We start from the raw sequence: 17,967 nt of genomic DNA on the forward strand, positions 1-17,967 counted from the left end.
TTCACTCCTTCGCGGCCTGTCGGGCAGCGGCGACGGCGGCCTGCCCGTAGCTGATGCCGCCGTCGCCGGCGGGGACGGCGTGGTTGAGGTAGCCGGTCAGGCCGGCGGCGGCCAGGCCGGCGGTCAGACCGGTCGCGAGGAGGCGGTTGCCGAGGCAGCCGCCGGACAGGCAGACCCGGTCCACCCCGGTCCGCCGCGCGGCGCGGACGCACAGGTCGACGGTGACCTCGACGAGCGTGCGGTGGAACGCGGCGGCCAGCTCGGCGACCGGCGCCCGGCCGGCCCTGTCGAGCAGGGCCGACAGGGTCGGCGACCAGTCGTACACCCACAGCCCGTCGACCTCGGCGACGCGCCAGGGCAGCGACGCCGGCCTCCCGTCGCACATCGCGGCCGCCGATTCGAGCATGACGGCGGCCTCGCCCTCGTACCCGGCGTCGTCGCACACGCCGAGCATGCTGGCCACCGCGTCGAACAGGCGGCCCGCGCTCGACGCGACCGGGCAGTTGACGCCACGGTCGACCATGCGGCGCACGACGGTGACCTCGCCGGGGTCCAGGCGGTCGACGAGCGGTGCGGGGTCGGCGTCCACCGGGAACTCGCCGCCGGTCAGGTAGCCGAGCGCCATCCGGGCCGGCCGACGTACGGCCGCCTCACCGCCCGGCAACGGCGCCCGCCCGAAGCGGGCCAGGCGCTCGTGCCCGGTGTACGTCGCGAGGAGCAGCTCGCCACCCCACAGGGTGCCGTCGTCGCCCAGGCCCAGGCCGTCGTACGCCACGCCGAGGAACGGTCCGCGCAGGCCGTGCTCGGCCGCGCACGACGCGACGTGGGCGTGGTGGTGCTGCACCGGCACCCGCGCGAGCGCCGGCCACCGGGCGGCGTACCGCGTGGACAGGTACCCCGGGTGCAGATCGTGCGCGACGACGCGCGGCTCGATCCGGTGCAGCCGGCACAGCGCGGCCAGGCTGTCGGTGAAGGCGGTCATGGCGTCGGCGTCGTCGAGGCTGCCGCCGTGTGGACCGACGAGCGCCCGGCCGCCGCGGGCGATGGTGAAGGTGTGCTTGAGCTGGGCACCCACCGCCAGGATCGGCGCGGGCGCGGCCGCGGGCAGCTCGAGGAGGTCGGGGGCGTACCCACGGGCCCGGCGGACCAGCGTGGCGACGCCCGCGACCGTACGGGCGACCGAGTCGTCGTAGCGGGCGCGGATGGGCCGGTCGTGGGCGCAGAACCCGTCGGCGATGCCGGCGAGCCGGGTGCGCGCGTCGGCGTCGTCGGTCGCGATCGGCTCGTCGGCGCGGTTGCCGCTGGTCACGACCAGCGGCCGGGCGAGGGCGCGCAGCAGCAGGTGATGCAGGGGCGTCGTCGGCAGGAACAGCCCCACCTGGTCGGTCCCGGGGTGCACGCCGCCCGCCAGCCCGTTGCCGGGACGGGCGGGCACCAGCACGACCGGGCGGGCGGCACCGGCGATCAGCTCATCGTCGGCGGGCGTCAGTCGGGCGAGCACGCGAGCGGCGGCCAGGTCGGCCACCATGACGGCGAACGGCTTACGGGGCCGGTACTTGCGCCCGCGCAGCCGGTCCACCACGGCGGGCGCGGTGGCGTCGCAGACCAGCTGGTACCCACCGAGGCCTTTGACGGCGACGATGCCGCCGTCGGCGATCATGACCGTGGCCGCGGCGAGCGCGGCCTCCCCGGTGCGCCCGTCCGCGGTCCATACGAGGCGGGGACCACAATCGGCGCAGGCCACCGCCTCAGCGTGGAACCGGCGGTCGGCCGGGTCAGCGTACTCGGCGGCGCAGCGGTCGCACAGCGGAAAACCCGCCATGGCGGTGCGCGCACGGTCGTACGGCAGGGCGTCGGCGATCGTGGCACGCGGCCCGCAGTTGGTACAGGTGATGAACGGGTACCGGTAGCGGCGGTCGGCCGGGTCGAACAGCTCGCGCAGGCAGTCGGCGCACGTGGCGACGTCGGGCGGCACCCCGCCCAGCTGGCCCTCGCCACCCGGACCGTCGCCGGGCGGCCGCCTGTCGCTGTCCACCACCACGAAACCGGCGGGGGTGAGCTGACCGGCCGGTGTGGTGGCCACCGTCAGCTGCCGCACGTCGGCCAGCGCCGGCGCCTGCCCGCGCAGGGCGGCGGTGAGGGTACGCAGCGCCCCGGCCGGCCCGACCGCGCGGATCAGCACGTCGCCGTCGACGTTGCGGACCGTGCCGCGCAGGCCGAGGTCGTTCGCGACCCGGTAGACGAACGGGCGGTACCCGACGCCCTGCACCGTGCCGCACACGGTGATCGACCAGTCCTCGTCAGCCATGGCCGCTGAGCACCTCGCGTACCCGCCGGGCCGTGGGTACGACGCTGTCGGCGACCGCCGGGGTCAGCCCGGCGCCGAACCCGAAGTCGGCGCCCGCGACGGCGAGGACGAGCAGCTCGCGCGGCAACCGGTCCAGGGTGCCCGCCAAGGCGACGGTATCGCCGAGGCCGACGTGATGCGAGCTGACGGGCGCCCCGCCGACGGCGCCGGCCTCCGGCAGGGCCAGCTCGTAGCGGCGTCCGGGCGGGTCGGTGGGCGCGCGGACCGCGTCGACCACCACCGCGAGGTCGGCGTCGGCCCACAGGTCGATCATCCGGGTCGGCTCGCCGTCGGTGACCGCGAGCGTCACCCCGGCCAGCTCGGGCGGTACCGGCCGCAGGGCGCGCAGCAGGTCCAGGACGGCCGGGCCGACGCCGTCGTCGCGGCGCAGCTCGTTGCCGACCCCGATGACCACCCGGCCGCCCATCACAGCCGCTCCACGGTCAGGTCGAGGAAGTGCGTGGCGCAGGAGATACACGGGTCGTAGTTGCGGATCGCCTGCTCGCACGCGTGGGTGAGCCGGTGGTCGTCCAGGTCGAGCCGGTCGGCCACGAACCGACGCAGGTCATGTTCGATGCTGGCCTGGTTCTGGGCCGTGGGCGGCACGATCCGGGCGGCGGTGACGAGGCCGCCGGCGTCGAGAGCGTACCGATGGAACAACGTGCCCCGGGGCGCCTCGGTGGCCCCGCGCCCAGTCCCAGCACGGGGTTCTACCTCGACGTACGGGCGCGGCGGCGGCTCGTACTCCTCGATGAGGCGCAGCGCCTCCTGCACGGCGTACACGATCTCCACGGCCCGGACCAGGATGCTGCGGTACGGGTTGTCGCAGCGCTCCCCCAGCCCGATGCCGGCCGCGACCTCCCGGGCCAGGGGGGAGAGCCGGTGCTGGTTGAGGGTGTACCGCGCGACCGGTCCGGTCAGGTAACGCCCGCGCCCCGCCAACGTGGCGTGCAGTGCGGTCGAGTGCGGCACCTGCTCCTCGACGACGTACTCCTCGAAGTCGCGCACCTCGAACGCGAGCCCGCCGGTGGTGACGACGCTGCCGCGCTCGATGGCGTACCGGTCGGGATCGGCCAGCGCGAGCATCTCGTGGTCGTGGCGGAAGTCGGGGAACTCGAACGCGGCGACCCAACGGGCCGTGTCCAGCGCGTGGTCGAGCGCCGCGCGCAACGGCCCGGCGAGGGTGGCCAGCTCGGCGCGGGTGGGCGCCCGGTAGAAGCCGCCGACGCGGACGTTGACGGGGTGGATGGCCCGGCCGCCGATCAGCTCCATGACGTCGTTGCCGGCCTTCTTCAACGCCAGGCCGCGTGTGACGACGTCGGGGTGGCGCTGGGCCAGCTCGATCGCGCCCGGGTAGCCGAGGAAGTCGGGCGCGTGCAGCAGGTAGATGTGCAGGGCGTGGCTCTCGATCCACTCGCCGCAGTACAGCAGCCGGCGCAGGTCCCCGAGCGGCCCGTCCACCGTGACGCCGCAGGCGTCCTCGACCGCGCGGCAGGCGCTCAGCTGGTACGCCACCGGGCAGATCCCGCAGATGCGCGAGGTGATGTCGGGCGGCTCGGTGTACGAGCGCCCGCGCAGGAACGCCTCGAAGAACCGGGGCGGCTCGTAGATCTCCAGCCGCACGTCCTCGACCCGGCCCTCGCGTACCCGCACGTGCATGGCTCCCTCCCCCTCGACCCGGGCGAGGGAGCGCACGTCGAGCGTGCGGTCGGATCGGTGGCTCATCGCGGCACCGCCACGTCCGACGGCCCCGCGCCGGGCGGCGGCCCGACGGTGACCGACGACAGCGCCACGAACGCCAGGGCGCCCACGTTGAACGTCCGGTAGGCGCGGGCCACGTCGCAGGAGGCGGACTTCCACACGGCCAGCGTCGGCGCGCCCATCACAGCTCCCGTACGCGCAGCAGGGGCGCGGCCGCGTCGTAGCCGACCACCGGGCCGTCGCGGCACAGGAGCAGGGGGCCGAGTTGGCAGTGTCCGCACCAGCCGGCACCGCAGCGCATGTTGCGTTCCAGCGACAACCGCACCCGCGAGGCCGGCACGCCCAGCTCCACCAGCGCGTCGGCCACGTGCCGCATCATGATCTCCGGACCGCAGACGAACGCGGTGGTCCGCTGCGGGTGCGGCCCGGCGGGCCGCAACAGCGTGGTCACCAGGCCCACGTGCCCGCGCCAGCCCGGGTCCGGCCGATCGACCGTGACCTGCACCTCGACACCGCCGTCCCGCCACGCCGCCAGCTCACCGGCGTAGAGGAGGTCCTCCGGCGTACGCGCGCCGATCAGCAGGACGACCCGGCGGTAGCGGTCGCGACCCATGACGAGCTCACGCAGGAGAGGCCGCGCCGGTGCCAGACCGAGACCGCCCGCGATGACGAGCGCGTCGCCCCCGGCCGCCGACCCGGCGTCCCAGGCGGTGCCGAACGGGCCGCGCACCCCGACCAGGTCCCCGGGCGACGCGGCCCACAGTGCGCGGGTGACCGCACCGACGGCCCGTACGGTGTGGGCCAGCAGACCGACGCCGTCGCCGCCGCTGAGCGAGAGCGGCACCTCCCCGACCCCGAAAGCGGTGACCATGGCGAACTGCCCCGGCGAGAACGCCGCGACCGGCTCGCCAACCGGCGCGATCCCCATCGTCGCGGTGTCGCCCGCGTGCGCCTCGCGCGACACCACCCGGTACGGCCGGGGCACCCCGGCGCCGGACGTACCGTGGGTCTCCAGCGCGGCCGCGGCGGTCATGTCCAGCCGCCCCCGCCCGGGCCGGGAACCGCGTAGAGGTCCAGCAGCCGCAGGCGGGTCGCCTGCATCCGCTCCAGGATCACCGGCACGAAACAGCGCAGTACCGCGTACCCGAAGGCCGGTTCCGCATCGCAGCGCGCCCGCACCGCCACCGCGTCGAACTCGACCGCCCGCGTTTCCTCCCACGCCTGCGCCCCGAACGCCCACCGGTACGGCGGGACCAGCCACGACCAGCCCAGCACGGTGCCGGCCGGCAACGTCTCCACGATCAGCGGCCCCCGACCAGGATCGCGCATGTCCAGCGCCACCACGCCTGTCTCGAGCAGCCAGAACCGGTCGGCCACGCCTCCCTCGGCGAAGATCCGCTCGTGGGCGGCGAACGTCGCCGGCGTCCCGTACCGGGAGAGTTCGGCACGGTGCGCGGGCGCGAGCCCGGCCAGGAACGGATGCCGGTCGACCCGCTCCACCACCTCGGCGGTCATGGGGCACCCGCCGGGTGCAGCGCGGCGAGCGCGGCCGCCTCCTGGGTGATGTCGATGCCGGCCGGGCACCACACGATGCACCGGCCGCACCCCACGCAACCGGATGAGCCGAACTGGTCGTACCAGGTACCCAATTTGTGGCTGATCCACTGCCGGTACCGGCTCTGCCCGCTCGTACGGACCTCACCCCCGTGCAGGTACGTGAAGTCCAGCGCGAAGCACGAGTCCCACACCCGCCACCGCTCCGCGTGGTCACCGGTCAGGTCGGTGACGTCCTCGGTGGTGACGCAGAAGCAGGTCGGGCACACCATCGTGCAGTTGCCGCACGTCAGGCAACGCGAAGCGACGTCGTCCCAGTGCGCCGACCCCCGGCTGTCGATCATGAGTTGGCGCAGGTCCATGTCCGGCATGGCCCGCCCCATCCGGCCCGCCGCCCCGGCCACCGCGTCCGCCGCCCGCCGCAGCGTCGCCTCGTCGGGAGCGACCCCGGGTAACCGGCCGAGCATCTCCGCGCCGCCCTGGGTTCCGGCACGCGCCAGGAAACGATGCCCATCGCTGTCGACCAGCTCCGTCAGCGCCAGGTCGAACCCGGCGTCCGCACCAGGCCCGCACCCCATGCCGGCACAGAAGCACGTCGCCCCCGGTTCGGTGCACTCAACCGCGATGACGAAGGTGCCGTCGCGCCGACGGTCGTAGGCGGGATCGCGGTGTGCTCCGCCAGCGAGGACACGGTCCAGGACACCGATCGCCGCCAGGTCGCACGGGCGTACGCCGAGCAGCGCGTAGCGTGGCCGTTCGCCCGTCTCCCCCGCGACCACCTCGCCGGTAGCCCGGTCCGCCGACCACATCCGCACCCGGGCCGGGTGCAGCACGTTCTTCCACGACTGCGGTCCTGCCGAATGGGCGAAGGCCGCACCGTCGGCCCGTTCGCGCAACCGGTAGCGACCAGCCTCGGTGTCGACGCCCCAGCCGAAGGGCAGCTCCGCCGCCGAGCTCAACTCGGCCAGCTGGATCGCCCCGTCCCGCACGGTCGGGCCGACCACGGTGAACCCCTCGGCCCGCAGCAGTCGCACCAGATCGCCCAGGCCGGACACGTCGATCATGGCGGACGCGGACGCCGCCGTCACGGCCCTCACTCGACCATTATGCGAAATAAGGCGCTAAAATGGGTCTATCTTCGGTTAGCACGAGTTCACCTTCGAGCGCTCTGAGCCCAACAAGCGGAGAACCGATGGCGGAAACACAAACCGTCGACCGGGCCGACTGGGCCTCGGCCCTGGAGCGACTGACCGCCCGCCACGCGGGCGACGAGGTCACGATCGAACTCCTCGACGAGACGTACGGCGACCTCAACAAGGCCGCGCACATGCCGCTGTCGTCCGTCATGTACGACCCACGCGACGACACGGTCGTCATCGGTGTCGGCGGCACATCGAGCCGGTACCCCGTGACACTGCGACATTTCGTTGCCCACCCGACCGGCATCGACATCTACGAAAGCCACGCCGGGGCGGCACTGCGGGTCACCGCCGAGGATGCCAGCACCATCGTGACCTTCTACCACCGCTGACGCCGCATGGTCAGCGCCACGCCTTCGTGCGCAGCCTGACAGGCAGACGGCCATCGCATCCCACCGCCCTACGAACGGGCCGGCGAGTCGGCGGCCCGTTCGGTGACTATCGGACGTCCTCTTGGCCGTCGGCGTCGCTCATGGCACGTTCGACGGCGGCTTGCTGGCGGTCGGCGTCGGTCGCAGCACGGTCGGCTGCCGCACCGGCGCGGTCGTCCTGAGCGGCCCTGCGGTCACGATGCGCGGCCGCCCGGTCCACAGCCGCAGCCGTGAGTTCACGTCGTACCTGCTGCAGATATGCGCGGGCGGCATCGCGATCGGCGGCCGCCAGGTGACGATCGGCCTCTGCCGCGTCACGATCGGCCACTGCCTGCTCCCACATGATGAGCAGTCGCTCGCTATCAGGCGGGTCTTCGGCCGCCGCCTGTTCGCGTAGTCGGGCTGACTCGGCCCGCCTGGCCGCGACCTGGTCGCGACGCTCGGCCGCCCACAGCCGATCCTGTTCGGCACGCTGTGCCGCCTGGCCGGTCTCGTCGCGCGTCGTCGCCGACACGTCGCGGGCCCGTGCGTCACGGTCGCGATTATGGGCCGCCGTATCGCGCGCCTCGGCGGCGTCGTCGCGTGCCTGCCCAGCCCTGTCCCGATCGTCCGGGCTGAACACGCCGTATCGGACCATCATCCGTCTATTCTCGCCCATCCAGGGGGCACGAGCACCGCCGGTGGGCGTCCGGGGGTCGCTTTTGTCAGCGGCCGCCTCTGCGGTTGCCGATCCGGGAACTGGCGGAGAACGCCGCCGCGCCACGGGCAGCGGTCGGGGCGGGTCTGGCCTGCCCAGCGTTGCGGCCCGACCTGGTGTTCGCTGCTGGTTCGGCCACCTCGCGGGTAGGCCGGGACTCGCGTGCGGAGCGCGGTTGGCGGGCCGGCCGGACGCGGTCGGGCCGGCGTTGCGGGGGTGCCTGCTCCGGGACGCCTGAGTACGTCCGTTCGCCGGGCGCGAGCTGGGCGAGCAGTGGGTGCCCGGGCGCGAGCCGGGTGATGGTCGGTGAAACGCCGGCTTTGCGGGTCAGGTCGCGTACGTCGGCGACCTGGGCATCGGTCATCAGCGTCACTACGGTGCCGGCGGCGCCCGCGCGGGCGGTGCGGCCGGAGCGGTGCAGGTACGCCTTGTGTTCGAGGGGCGGGTCGGCGTGGATCACCCGGCTGATCTCATCGACGTGGATGCCCCGGGCCGCGATGTCGGTGGCGACGAGCGTGGTGGCGGTGCCGTCGGAGAACGCGGCGAGGTTGCGGGTGCGCGCGTTCTGGGCCAGGTTGCCGTGCAGCTCGACCGCCGGCACGCGGTGGGCGTTGAGCTGGCGGGTCAGCCGCTTGGCACCCTGCTTCGTCCTAGTGAAAACGATGGTACGGCCGGGCGCGGCCACCAGGTCGACCAGCACCGGCAGCCGGTCGCCGGGCAGGACGTGCAGGACGTGATGGTCCATCGTGGACACGGGTGACTGCGCCGTGTCGACGCTGTGCGTGACCGGCTTGGTCAGGTACCTGCGTACGAGGACGTCCACGCCGGCGTCCAGCGTGGCCGAGAAGAGCAGCCGCTGACCCGTGCGGGGCGTCCGGTCGAGCAGCCGGCGCACCGTGGGCAGGAAACCGAGGTCGGCCATGTGGTCCGCCTCGTCGAGCACAGTGATCTCCACCGAGTCGAGATTCACGTGCCCTTGTGCACAGAGCTCCTCGAGCCGGCCCGGGCACGCGATGAGCAGGTCGGTACCCAACCGGAGGTTGGCGATCTGCGCGCCGGCCCCGACGCCGCCGAAAACCGTATGCACCTTCAGCGACAGCGCGTCCGCCAGCGGCGCGGCCGAGGCCGCGATCTGGGATGCCAGCTCTCGCGTCGGCGCGAGGACGAGCGCGCGTGGGCGCCCGCCACGGCGCTTGCCGGGTACGGCGAGCCGGGTGAACAGCGGCAGGAGGAAGGCGTAGGTCTTGCCCGAGCCGGTACGGCCACGGCCGAGGACGTCCCGGCCGGCCAGGGAGTCGGGCAGCGTGGCCGCCTGGATGGGGAAGGCGGTGGTGATCCCGTTCGTCGCGAGTGCCCGCACGAGGGCGTCCGGGACGCCGAGGGACGCGAAGGTGGACGTGGTGCTGAATGCTGATTGTGGGTGGCGGCGGGCCGCCATAGTGAACTCCGAACGTTCGTGTGGTCCTCCGGACCGCGTGCTCACCTCGAGCGGGAGCCTGACGCGTGTCGCGGGCATATGGCCGCGCGGGGAGGACAGTGCCCCCTACGGTACACCACGGGCGCCGGGGCGCCCGCGACCCAGGTCATTGCCACGCTGTCCCGCCGCCCGGTCGTGCTACGGTGGTGGAGTTATACGTTGCGGTGTGGTTTCCAGATGTCATGTAAGCGCCTGTGGTGTTTGACCCGGGCGCTTTTTGCATTGCCGGTCCATCCGGTCGGGGTGATCAACGTGACGGGAGCCCTGCATGGTGCGTGGCTCCGTAACCCCTGAATGAGGAGATGGCATGGCTACCGGAATCGTGAAGTGGTTCAACGCGGACAAGGGCTTCGGCTTCATCACCCCTGATGGAGGCGGCGCTGACGTGTTCGCCCATTTCACCGCCATCCAGTCGTACGGCTTCCGCAGCCTGGACGAGAACCAGTCCGTGGAGTTCGAGATCGCCCCGGGCCCCAAGGGGCCGCAGGCTCAGAACATCCGCCTCATCTGACACCAGCTCCCCCGCGCGCGGCGGGCCCTGGCTTGCCGGGCGCGTGGGGTAAGGGATTCAACCCAAGGTCCGCCCCTTCCCTCCTGGACTGGGCGTTGATCAAGCGGATGTCTCTTCGGGTTCTGCCCCGGTTGGACAAGATCGGCGAGTGTGCGGTTGAGCCGCTTCGGATCGGTCGACCTGGTTGCGGCGCTCATCCATGGCGCCCGCCAAGGCCACGTACAGCGCGCTGCCCACATCGAGCTGTGCAGCGGTGGCGGCCAGCACCGGCCAGCGCGACGAATGGGCCAGGTCCGGCGCGTAGACCGGCTTCCCGTGTCGCGTCACGTCCGGGCCAGGCCCGACTCCGGTCGCGAACTGAAGGTCGTCGAGTTCGGCGGCGACCGCGTCGCTGGGCACGGTGTCGACGGCCAGGCCATAGCGGTACACGCTGATGCTGGCACTGTCGCATCCGGCCACGGTTGCGACGGTGAACATCATGGCCCGCGGGAGAACCTCGCGCTGCTCACCGCTGCCGAACAACTGCCCGGCCACGGGTGCGAAGGCGGCAAACAACATCAGCCCGCGCGCACCGCCGGGCCCGAGCCTCCCCGGGCGCAGGGGGTAGAGTAGCCGTGGCGGCCGACGGCCTGCGGCATTGTTCCGCGGTGTGTCGTGCCGGGACGAAATGCGCCATGGAGCGCAACCAGGAGCCGCGTCGCTGCTCTTTGTCGACACCTATCGGCGTCGTGGGTTGGTTCGTCCACTCTGCCGGCTCGGATCCCCTGTCATGACGCCGCTCCCGAAGGGGCGAATGCCGACCGGAAGGTGGCCTTTGTGCCGATCTCCTATGGTTTCTTGAGCACGTATCCCCCGACGCAATGTGGCCTGGCGACCTTTACGTCAGCACTGCTGCGTGGTCTGACCCGGGCCGGCTCCGGCGTCAGCGCCGGCGTGGTCCGGGTGGTGGATTCGCCGGTCATGTCCAGCTCACCGGAGGTCGTCGCCCAGCTGCGGACCCGCTCCACGCGCGGTCATGGTGTCGCGGCGGAGGCGCTCAACACCTTCGACGTCGCAGTCGTCCAGCATGAGTACGGCATTTACGGCGGCCAGGACGGCGACCAGGTGCTCTCGGTCCTGGATGAGGTTCGGGTGCCGGTTGTGGTGGTCGCACACACGGTGCTGGCCCGTCCGACCTCGCACCAGCGACAGGTTCTCGAGCAGGTGACCCGTGCGGCCGCCGCGGTGGTCACGATGACGCACGCGGCGCGCGACCGGCTCGTCAACGGCTACACCGTCAACGCTGACAAGGTGGTCGTGATCCCCCACGGCGCGCCCGTCCGGTCTGGCCCGTACCTGCGGCTGCCCGGGCAGCGGCCACTCATCCTGACCTGGGGTCTGCTCGGCCCGGGAAAGGGCATCGAGTGGGCGATCGACGCAATGCACCACGTGCGCCGGGTCACCCCGTCGCCGGCGTACATCGTGGCGGGTCAGACTCATCCCCGGGTGCGCCAACTGCATGGCGAGACCTACCGCCTGCACCTGGCCGAGCGCGCCCGCATCGTCGGGGTGACCAACAACGTCCGGTTCGAGGGCGCCTACATGGACGAGCCGTCGCTGACGCGGTTAATACGCCGTGCCGACGTGGTGTTGTTGCCCTATGACTCGCGCGAACAGGTCACCTCCGGCGTGCTGGTCGAGGCGGTCGCCGCAGGCATACCCGTGGTGGCCACCGCGTTCCCGCACGCGACTGAGCTGCTCAGCGGCGGGGCCGGGCTGGTGGTGCCGCACGGCGACTCCGCGGCGATCGGCGCCGCGCTTCTCCGGGTGCTCACGGAGCCCGGCCTGGCCCAACAGATGTCAACCGAGGCATCCCGGCTCTCCCCCACCCTGCTGTGGCCGGCTGTCGCCGCGCGGTACCAGTCGCTGGCGGCCGAGCTGCTGGCCAACCGGACGGTGGCACTCGGATGAGCCCGTACCCGCAACCGTCTTTCGCGCATCTGGTTCGGCTCAGCGACGACACCGGGTTGTTCGAGCACGCACGCGGATCGACCCCGTTGCGCGAGCACGGTTACTGCGTTGACGACGTGGCGCGAGCGCTCGTCGTCATCTGTCGTGAGGCCGCACCACCGGCCACACTGATCCACCTGGCCGAGCGGTATCTGGCATTCCTGGTCCACGCTCAGACAGCGGACGGCCGGTTCCACAATCGGCTGAGCTACGAGCGCCGCTGGGTCGACGAGGCGGGGACCGGCGACTGGTGGGGGCGGGCGATCTGGGGACTTGGCACCGCCGCGGCCCGGGCGCCGCTGGCGCACCTGCGCCGTGCGGCGCTCACGTGTTTCGAACTGGCCTGCCGGCACCGGTCCCGCTGGCCGAGGGCCATGGCGTTCGCCGGGCTCGGCGCGGCCGAGATCCTCACCGTCACGCCCGATCACGACCAGGCGCGTCGGATACTCGCCGACGCGGTCACGACGGTCGGCCGGGCGGACGTTGCTGCCGACTGGGCCTGGCCGGAGGCACGCCTCGCCTATGCCAACGCGGCATTGGCCGAGGTGTACCTGGCGGCCGGACAGCAGACGGGTGATACGGGTGCCACGGACATCGGCCTGCGTCGGCTGGCCTGGCTCCTGGCGATGGAGACCGTCGACGGGCACCTTTCGCCGACACCGGTCGGTGGACGGGCGGCCGGTGAGCCGCGGCCGGGCTTTGACCAACAGCCGATCGAGGCCGCGGCACTCGCCGACGCCTGCGCACGCGCCCTGGCCATGACCGGCGACGCCCGGTGGATGGGCGGCCTGCGTCTGGCCGTCGACTGGTTCCTCGGCGACAACGACGCCAGGACAGGGCTCATCACCGAGGCCGGCGGAGGCAGCGACGGCCTGTGTCCGACCGGCCGCAGCGACAACCAGGGAGCGGAGTCCACCCTTGCCATGCTGTCCACCCTCCAACACGCGCGAAAGTTGACCACCATGCCAGCACAACACGACCGCACGGCGGACCGGCCGACCCCCTCAAACAACGGCCGGCGATCAGTGGGGCACAACTATGGCCGCTGACCTGGCGGTGCGTACCGCACACTGGCTGCGACCCGACCCCCGGCGCGTCATCGCAAAGCTCTTCGTGCCCGGCGAGGAGACACCGACCGGACGGTCCCGCGCGAGCACGGTCATCGCCCGGGTGATGGCACTCGACGACGCGGAAGTCGCCGCAATTGCCGATGCCGTCATCGCCGACTTCCGCGGACGCCACGATGACCTCACCGCGGCCTTCTCCGCACACTTCGCGGTCGTGTCCCGCGAGATCACGTCACCCAGACGCCTGTCCGCCGAACGTCGCATGCTCATCGGCGCCTGCTTCACCCACGAGTACGCGCCCGAGGGCGCCGCCCTGTTCAACCCGTCGATGGCGGCCCACCCGGACCAGTCCGGTCTCGTCAAGGGGCAGCTGCGGTTCGTCATGACCGTGCGTTGTGTCGGCGAGGGCCACATCTCCTCCATCGGATTCCGGACCGGAGTCCTCGGGCCGGGCGACACTCTCACGCTGGACGAGCCCGGACCGCGCCTGGTCACCGGCGTGACCCGGCCCGCGACGTACCAACGCACGCTTTTCCTGGCCGCACTGACCGACCATGGCGACCACGACGAGACGAGCGATCTCGTGTTGGGCCGGCTCGCGGAGTCCTTCACCGCGACCGAACTCGGCGACGCCCTGGCGGGAATCCACGAACATACGCTGAACCGTGAGCGGGTACAGCACGTGATCGAACACCTCCACCAGATCGCCGCGGCCACCTACGACGTGGACTTCACCCCAGGCTCGGATCTGGCGGAGCGGCTGTTGTGGCCTGTCGCACCGGCCGAGAGCCACGGCATGGAGGACGCCCGACTGGTCAGGTTCGCCAACGGCGACGAACCGGCGACCTTCTACGCCACGTACACCGCCTACAACGGCGCGCGAGTCGCCTCACACCTGTTGGCCACTCAGGACTTCCGCCAGTTCCACGTGTCGCCACTCGCCGGAGCGGCCGCCAAAGACAAAGGGCTGGCACTGTTCCCCCGCCGGATCGATGGCCGCTACGCCGCGCTGTCACGGTGGGACCGTCAGAGCCTCTCGCTCGTCTTGTCCGACGATCACCGCATCTGGAATGAACCGGCCCCCCTGTACGCGCCGACACGCGGCTGGGAGCTGATCCAGATCGGCAACTGCGGCTCACCGATCGAAACCCCGGCGGGCTGGTTGGTCCTCACCCACGGCGTAGGGCCCATGCGCCGATACAGCATTGGCGCCATCCTGCTCGATCTCGACGACCCGTCCATCGTGTTGGCCACCCTCGCGCAACCGCTGCTGACCGCGAACGCCGACGAACGCGACGGCTACGTCCCCAACGTGGTCTACTCCTGCGGCGCGTTGCTCCACGACCAGATACTGACCATTCCATACGGCATCAGCGACGCCGCCATAGGCTTCGCTCAGGTACGACTGCCCGATCTCCTGGACCGCATGCTCCCGACCGACGGCACGATGGCCACCCCGACAGCACCCAACGCAGGGCGAGAAACCACGCGGTGGTGAACGCGGCGGGCTACGTCGATGACGCGTACGTCAGCCCAGCTCACGGCACTTCGACTCGTCAGGAGCTACGCCGCCGGCGAACCGAACCGGGTCCACGTGCATGTCGCGATCAGCGCGATCTCCCGTAGGAACCCGGTTCGGGCCGGTCCATGGCCGGGACGCTGGAGCGTCTCGTGCCACCAGACGAGACCCACGCCCCTACGATCTGCGCCGTCTCCAGCTCGTCCAGCTGCCGGGTCTCTCCCACATCTGAGCTACGCGATCCGGTTCCGCTCAGGATCCGGTCGGCGGGACCAACGAGGCGGACTTGCCGGCGGCCTTCTTGCTCTTCTTATCGGCCCGCTTTTCCTTCAGCGACTTGCCGCTCTTCTTGGCGTTGGACTTCCGAGGGGACTTGTCGGACATGACGACCCTATCTAAACAGTGGCGTACATGACCGCGATGATCACCCTGTCAGACTAGCGCAGTTTCGACCGATGAGGCGGTACCGCGGGCACCAGAATTCACTCGTCAACTAGCGGAGTGGCGGAATGGCAGACGCACCGGACCTGGGACCTTCGGACGTGGGGGTTCAAGTACCCCTTCCCGCACCGAGGGTCAGTGGGGGTGCGCCCGCACCACCCCGTCACTGTCCGGCAGCACCACCGTGATCGCGGCCTCGCCGTCGTCGTCGCGCCCGGGGAACGGACCGAAGTAGATCACTGACCGGTCCCCGAGCAACGCCGTGTACTCCGCCAGCTCGTCGAAGCCGTACACCAGCTCCACATCGAGCTCCGGGTCGTCGAGCCCTTCCTGACAAATGACCACCTCGTTGGCATCGCCGACGATCCGCCGCAGCTGCAACTCCACCTCAGCGGTGAAGACCTCACGTCTCATCCGCTGGTCGAAGTAGAAGCTGACGCAGCTACCGGGCGACAGCCGGGCCGCGACGGCGTCCAGGTCGGCGGGGGCGCGACAGATGAACCACCGCGTCGCACCCCCACCCCTGGCGATCCGCTCCAGCACGACCGCCCCCTCGGGTGAGCGGGCCAACCGCCGGGCGACCCGCCCTCGCCACCGAGCACTGTCTGTACTGGACATACGCCTCACTTCTCGGGCAACCGGTAGGCGCCCTTGTCCGAGAGCGGGTTAAGCCCGAACTGCGACGGCAGACCTCGTCACGCCTGGGCAATGCCTGCTCTACATACCAGCCAGGTCGCTTGGACGCAGGATGAAAGACAGACGGCTCGAGCAGGCACGTGACAGCAGATCTCCAGGCGTACCCCGGCACGTTGCCCCTGCACGCCGCACCGCCAGGCTCTGCCCAACCACGCGCTTACAGCATGTCCATCTCCTCGACGTAGCCCGTCCACCATGCGGTAGGCCCAAGGGCATTCTCGTCAATCGACCTCAGATGCGCCCTTACCCGGTCTCGCTCAGAGTCGATCAGATCCTCATCACCGTCTTCAAGCACCCGGAAGTAGGTCTCCATGGACTGGAGGTAGTCCAGGAANATGAAGGGGGGCCATCGCGGCATGGAAGGTGCCCATGGTGTCGACACGGCTCTACATGACGCGGGCGGGCCCGGCTTACGCCGAGCCCGCCCATCCAGATCCACCCGATCCTGGCCGGACCTGGGTCACGCCACTTAACGCTGCAGGGTCAGCACACCCGGCCGCCACGGCAGGTTGTTGTAGTCGCCGCCAGCGCTCGGGTCCTTGCCCTGGTAGAGCAGCTGCAGGTTGCAGGCGTCGACGGTCTTGGTCTGGTCCGGGTTGGTCCGCACCAGGTCACCGTGGCTGATGTCGTTGGTCCAGCTGGCGTTCGCGTTGGCCCGGCCCGCGAACGGGTTGCTCTCCGACGCGGCCTGCGGGGTCCACGTACCGCTGAGGCTGGAGGACGTGAACGAACGGAAGTAGCGGTTGCCCGCACTGCCGATCGCCTCGACCAACATCAGGTACTGGTTCTGGCCGGCGACCTTGTAGACTTCGACGCCCTCGAACAGGTTGTTCGTCGAGTCGGTCATGATCGTCGTGTAGGTCGAGCCGAAGCTGCCCGGGAAGTTCCCGATCGGCATGCTCTGGCGGTAGATCCTCCCGTTGTCGCCGGCGAAGAACAGGTACATGTTCTGGTCGTCACCGATGAGCGTCTGGTCGATCACCCCGTAGGGGGCGGTCGAGCCCAGGTCGGCCGTGGACAGCGTCTGCACCGACGACCAACCGTTGACGTTGGACGGGTCGGTGGACGTCCGGTAGCTGAACGAGGTCGGACCCCACTGGTACGCCAGGACCCAGATGTTCTTCGGGGCGAAGTAGATCAGCGTCGGCGCAACCGCGGCGAACGGCATCGCGTTCTGGCTGGCCGAGGCCATGTCCGACCAGTTCGTGAACGGGGTGAAGTTCATCGAGCTGTAGGACCCGTTCGACACGTACGACCCGTAGACCAGGTGCTTGCCCTGGTAGACGACGTTGGTGAAGTCCTTCAACGACACCCACGGTGACCTCGGGTTGGCCAACGACCCGGTCGAGGACCAGCGGTACGTCGACGGAAGGGCGCAGGTCTGGCCAGACGTGGTCGGCGGAGCCGACGTCACGATCGGCCCAGCTGATGTCACAACCGGACCGGAGGTGACCGGTACGGCCGGGCCGTTGCACGCCACGCCGTTGAGCGCGAAGTTCGTCGGTACGGGATTCGAGCTGGTGAAGGTGCCGTTGAACCCGAACGACGTGGTGCCGCCGGTCGGGATCGACCCGTTGTAGCTGAGGTTGGTGACCGTCACGTTCGACCCGGACTGGCTGACCGAGCCGTTCCACAGCTGACTGATCCCCTGTCCCGCCCCGAAGGTCCACGTCAGCCGCCAACTCGACACGGCGGCGCCGTTGTTGGTGATGGCCACGCTGGCCCCGAAGCCACCCGTCCACTGGTTGGTGACGGTGTAGACGACCTGGCACGCGCTGCTACCGCCGGAGCTGGTCGGCGGAGTGGACGTCTGCGGGCCCGACGTCGGCGGAGCAGACGTCGGCGCACCTGATGTCGGCGGAGCGGACGTCTGCGGGCCCGACGTCGGCGGGTTCGACGGGGCACTGCCGTTGAAGGTGAACTTCTGGTTGTCCTGGCCGTGGCAGTCGTACACCTGGATCTGCGCGCCGTTGGCCGTGCTCCAGACGTCCAGGCACCGTCCCGATCCCACGTTGCTGATGGTTCCGTTGGAGTTGAGGTTCCATTGCTGGTTGGTACCGCCGTTGCAGCTGTAGATCTGAACCGCGGATCCGTTGCCGGTACCTGCGGTGTCGAGGCACGTGTTGCCGTAGACCATCAGCTGCTTGCTGGACGTGTAGGTCCACCGCTGGTTGGCACCGTTGTTGCAGTCGTAGAGCGTGACCCGCGTGCCGTTGGCGGTCGCGGAGTTGGGCACGTCGACACAACGGCCCGACTGGACGCCGACGATCGACCCGGCGCCGCCTGCCGGCGGACTGCTGGTCGCCGGGCCTGAGGTGGGCACGGAACCCGAGGTGGGCGCCGCGCTGGTCGGGATCGCCGGGGCGGCGTTGAGGGCGTTGAGGACCGCGGTGTAGGC

18 protein-coding genes and 1 tRNA gene are annotated in these 17,967 nt (G+C 70.9%); 6 read left to right on the forward strand and 13 right to left on the reverse strand.

The window, feature by feature from the left end:
* Window position 1 precedes the first annotated feature (1 nt).
* The 7 genes from hypF to ABD211_RS26700 are packed head-to-tail and all read right to left on the reverse strand — an operon-like array spanning window position 2 to window position 6,699.
* Entirely contained in the window at window positions 2–2,308 is a 2,307-nt protein-coding gene (gene hypF / locus ABD211_RS26670; protein WP_344137646.1) for a carbamoyltransferase HypF, read from the reverse strand.
* The gene (locus ABD211_RS26675; RefSeq protein ID WP_344137700.1) at window positions 2,301–2,774 is read right to left on the reverse strand and encodes a hydrogenase maturation protease; all 474 of its coding nucleotides are present in this window, start codon (window positions 2,772–2,774) and stop codon (window positions 2,301–2,303) included. Before ABD211_RS26675 ends, hypF begins: the two co-directional genes overlap by 8 nt.
* Window positions 2,774–4,072, reverse strand: coding sequence for a Ni/Fe hydrogenase subunit alpha (locus ABD211_RS26680; RefSeq protein WP_344137649.1), 1,299 nt, complete (start codon window positions 4,070–4,072; stop codon window positions 2,774–2,776). The genes ABD211_RS26675 and ABD211_RS26680 overlap by 1 nt, the downstream gene beginning before the upstream one ends.
* Window positions 4,069–4,230 carry a hypothetical protein gene (locus ABD211_RS26685; protein WP_344137652.1) on the reverse strand — a complete coding sequence of 54 codons (162 nt, stop codon included), beginning with the start codon at window positions 4,228–4,230 and terminating at the stop codon, window positions 4,069–4,071. Before ABD211_RS26685 ends, ABD211_RS26680 begins: the two co-directional genes overlap by 4 nt.
* Window positions 4,230–5,081 (reverse strand): FAD/NAD(P)-binding protein, encoded by an 852-nt coding sequence (locus ABD211_RS26690; RefSeq protein WP_344137655.1) that lies wholly within the window; start codon window positions 5,079–5,081, stop codon window positions 4,230–4,232. Before ABD211_RS26690 ends, ABD211_RS26685 begins: the two co-directional genes overlap by 1 nt.
* A complete protein-coding gene (locus tag ABD211_RS26695; protein WP_344137658.1) occupies window positions 5,078–5,563 on the reverse strand; it encodes a Crp/Fnr family transcriptional regulator in 486 nt (161 codons plus the stop codon). The genes ABD211_RS26690 and ABD211_RS26695 overlap by 4 nt, the downstream gene beginning before the upstream one ends.
* Entirely contained in the window at window positions 5,560–6,699 is a 1,140-nt protein-coding gene (locus ABD211_RS26700) for a 4Fe-4S dicluster domain-containing protein (RefSeq protein WP_344137661.1), read from the reverse strand. Before ABD211_RS26700 ends, ABD211_RS26695 begins: the two co-directional genes overlap by 4 nt.
* A gap of 95 nt (window positions 6,700–6,794) precedes the next feature.
* On the opposite strand from ABD211_RS26700, the gene ABD211_RS26705 reads away from it, so the two are divergent.
* Window positions 6,795–7,133, forward strand: coding sequence for a DUF5335 family protein (locus ABD211_RS26705; RefSeq protein ID WP_344137664.1), 339 nt, complete (start codon window positions 6,795–6,797; stop codon window positions 7,131–7,133).
* Between the two features lie 106 nt (window positions 7,134–7,239).
* Here ABD211_RS26705 and ABD211_RS26710 read toward each other — a convergent pair whose 3' ends face one another.
* Both ABD211_RS26710 and ABD211_RS26715 read right to left on the reverse strand, forming a co-directional pair.
* Complete coding sequence (locus tag ABD211_RS26710) at window positions 7,240–7,812, reverse strand: hypothetical protein (RefSeq protein ID WP_344137667.1); 573 nt, start codon at window positions 7,810–7,812, stop codon at window positions 7,240–7,242.
* 64 nt (window positions 7,813–7,876) lie between these two features.
* Entirely contained in the window at window positions 7,877–9,307 is a 1,431-nt protein-coding gene (locus tag ABD211_RS26715; RefSeq protein WP_344137672.1) for a DEAD/DEAH box helicase, read from the reverse strand.
* Between the two features lie 346 nt (window positions 9,308–9,653).
* Between ABD211_RS26715 and ABD211_RS26720 the strand changes: the two genes are divergently transcribed.
* The gene (locus ABD211_RS26720; RefSeq protein ID WP_344137676.1) at window positions 9,654–9,857 is read left to right on the forward strand and encodes a cold-shock protein; all 204 of its coding nucleotides are present in this window, start codon (window positions 9,654–9,656) and stop codon (window positions 9,855–9,857) included.
* A gap of 99 nt (window positions 9,858–9,956) precedes the next feature.
* Here ABD211_RS26720 and ABD211_RS26725 read toward each other — a convergent pair whose 3' ends face one another.
* Window positions 9,957–10,415, reverse strand: a complete 459-nt coding sequence (locus ABD211_RS26725) for a hypothetical protein (protein ID WP_344137679.1) — start codon at window positions 10,413–10,415, stop codon at window positions 9,957–9,959.
* 279 nt (window positions 10,416–10,694) lie between these two features.
* Here ABD211_RS26725 and ABD211_RS26730 point away from each other — a divergent pair, with 279 nt between their 5' ends.
* The 3 genes from ABD211_RS26730 (at window position 10,695) to ABD211_RS26740 (ending at window position 14,411) form a co-directional block, all read left to right on the forward strand.
* Window positions 10,695–11,807, forward strand: a complete 1,113-nt coding sequence (locus ABD211_RS26730) for a glycosyltransferase (RefSeq protein ID WP_344137682.1) — start codon at window positions 10,695–10,697, stop codon at window positions 11,805–11,807.
* Window positions 11,808–11,923: 116 nt separating this feature from the next.
* Entirely contained in the window at window positions 11,924–12,895 is a 972-nt protein-coding gene (locus tag ABD211_RS26735; protein ID WP_344137685.1) for a glycosyltransferase, read from the forward strand.
* Entirely contained in the window at window positions 12,885–14,411 is a 1,527-nt protein-coding gene (locus ABD211_RS26740) for a glycoside hydrolase family 130 protein (protein WP_344137688.1), read from the forward strand. The genes ABD211_RS26735 and ABD211_RS26740 overlap by 11 nt, the downstream gene beginning before the upstream one ends.
* 273 nt (window positions 14,412–14,684) lie before the next feature.
* On the opposite strand, the gene ABD211_RS26745 is transcribed toward ABD211_RS26740, so the two are convergent.
* Entirely contained in the window at window positions 14,685–14,816 is a 132-nt protein-coding gene (locus tag ABD211_RS26745; RefSeq protein WP_344137691.1) for a hypothetical protein, read from the reverse strand.
* Window positions 14,817–14,928: 112 nt separating this feature from the next.
* On the opposite strand from ABD211_RS26745, the gene ABD211_RS26750 reads away from it, so the two are divergent.
* A tRNA-OTHER gene (locus ABD211_RS26750) sits at window positions 14,929–15,001 on the forward strand.
* A gap of 7 nt (window positions 15,002–15,008) precedes the next feature.
* Here the strand turns inward: ABD211_RS26750 and ABD211_RS26755 are convergent.
* The gene (locus tag ABD211_RS26755) at window positions 15,009–15,416 is read right to left on the reverse strand and encodes a hypothetical protein (protein ID WP_344137694.1); all 408 of its coding nucleotides are present in this window, start codon (window positions 15,414–15,416) and stop codon (window positions 15,009–15,011) included.
* A gap of 622 nt (window positions 15,417–16,038) precedes the next feature.
* A partial coding sequence (locus ABD211_RS26760) for a non-reducing end alpha-L-arabinofuranosidase family hydrolase (RefSeq protein WP_425560538.1) occupies window positions 16,039–17,967 on the reverse strand: 1,929 nt, incomplete at its 5' end.

The organism is Luedemannella flava, from assembly GCF_039528515.1.
Taxonomy (GTDB): Bacteria; Actinomycetota; Actinomycetes; order Mycobacteriales; family Micromonosporaceae; genus Luedemannella; species Luedemannella flava.

Excerpts from the sequence above, each read along its gene's own strand:
- ABD211_RS26685 (WP_344137652.1), bottom strand. The coding sequence starts at position 4,230 with ATGGGCGCGCCGACGCTGGCCGTGTGGAAGTCCGCCTCCTGCGACGTG.
- ABD211_RS26695 (WP_344137658.1), bottom strand. The coding sequence starts at position 5,563 with ATGACCGCCGAGGTGGTGGAGCGGGTCGACCGGCATCCGTTCCTGGCC.
- hypF (WP_344137646.1), bottom strand. The coding sequence starts at position 2,308 with ATGGCTGACGAGGACTGGTCGATCACCGTGTGCGGCACGGTGCAGGGC.
- ABD211_RS26715 (WP_344137672.1), bottom strand. The coding sequence starts at position 9,307 with ATGGCGGCCCGCCGCCACCCACAATCAGCATTCAGCACCACGTCCACC.
- ABD211_RS26690 (WP_344137655.1), bottom strand. The coding sequence starts at position 5,081 with ATGACCGCCGCGGCCGCGCTGGAGACCCACGGTACGTCCGGCGCCGGG.
- ABD211_RS26720 (WP_344137676.1), top strand. The coding sequence starts at position 9,654 with ATGGCTACCGGAATCGTGAAGTGGTTCAACGCGGACAAGGGCTTCGGC.
- ABD211_RS26740 (WP_344137688.1), top strand. The coding sequence starts at position 12,885 with ATGGCCGCTGACCTGGCGGTGCGTACCGCACACTGGCTGCGACCCGAC.
- ABD211_RS26680 (WP_344137649.1), bottom strand. The coding sequence starts at position 4,072 with ATGAGCCACCGATCCGACCGCACGCTCGACGTGCGCTCCCTCGCCCGG.
- ABD211_RS26675 (WP_344137700.1), bottom strand. The coding sequence starts at position 2,774 with ATGGGCGGCCGGGTGGTCATCGGGGTCGGCAACGAGCTGCGCCGCGAC.
- ABD211_RS26705 (WP_344137664.1), top strand. The coding sequence starts at position 6,795 with ATGGCGGAAACACAAACCGTCGACCGGGCCGACTGGGCCTCGGCCCTG.
- ABD211_RS26710 (WP_344137667.1), bottom strand. The coding sequence starts at position 7,812 with ATGATGGTCCGATACGGCGTGTTCAGCCCGGACGATCGGGACAGGGCT.
- ABD211_RS26745 (WP_344137691.1), bottom strand. The coding sequence starts at position 14,816 with ATGTCCGACAAGTCCCCTCGGAAGTCCAACGCCAAGAAGAGCGGCAAG.
- ABD211_RS26725 (WP_344137679.1), bottom strand. The coding sequence starts at position 10,415 with ATGTTGTTTGCCGCCTTCGCACCCGTGGCCGGGCAGTTGTTCGGCAGC.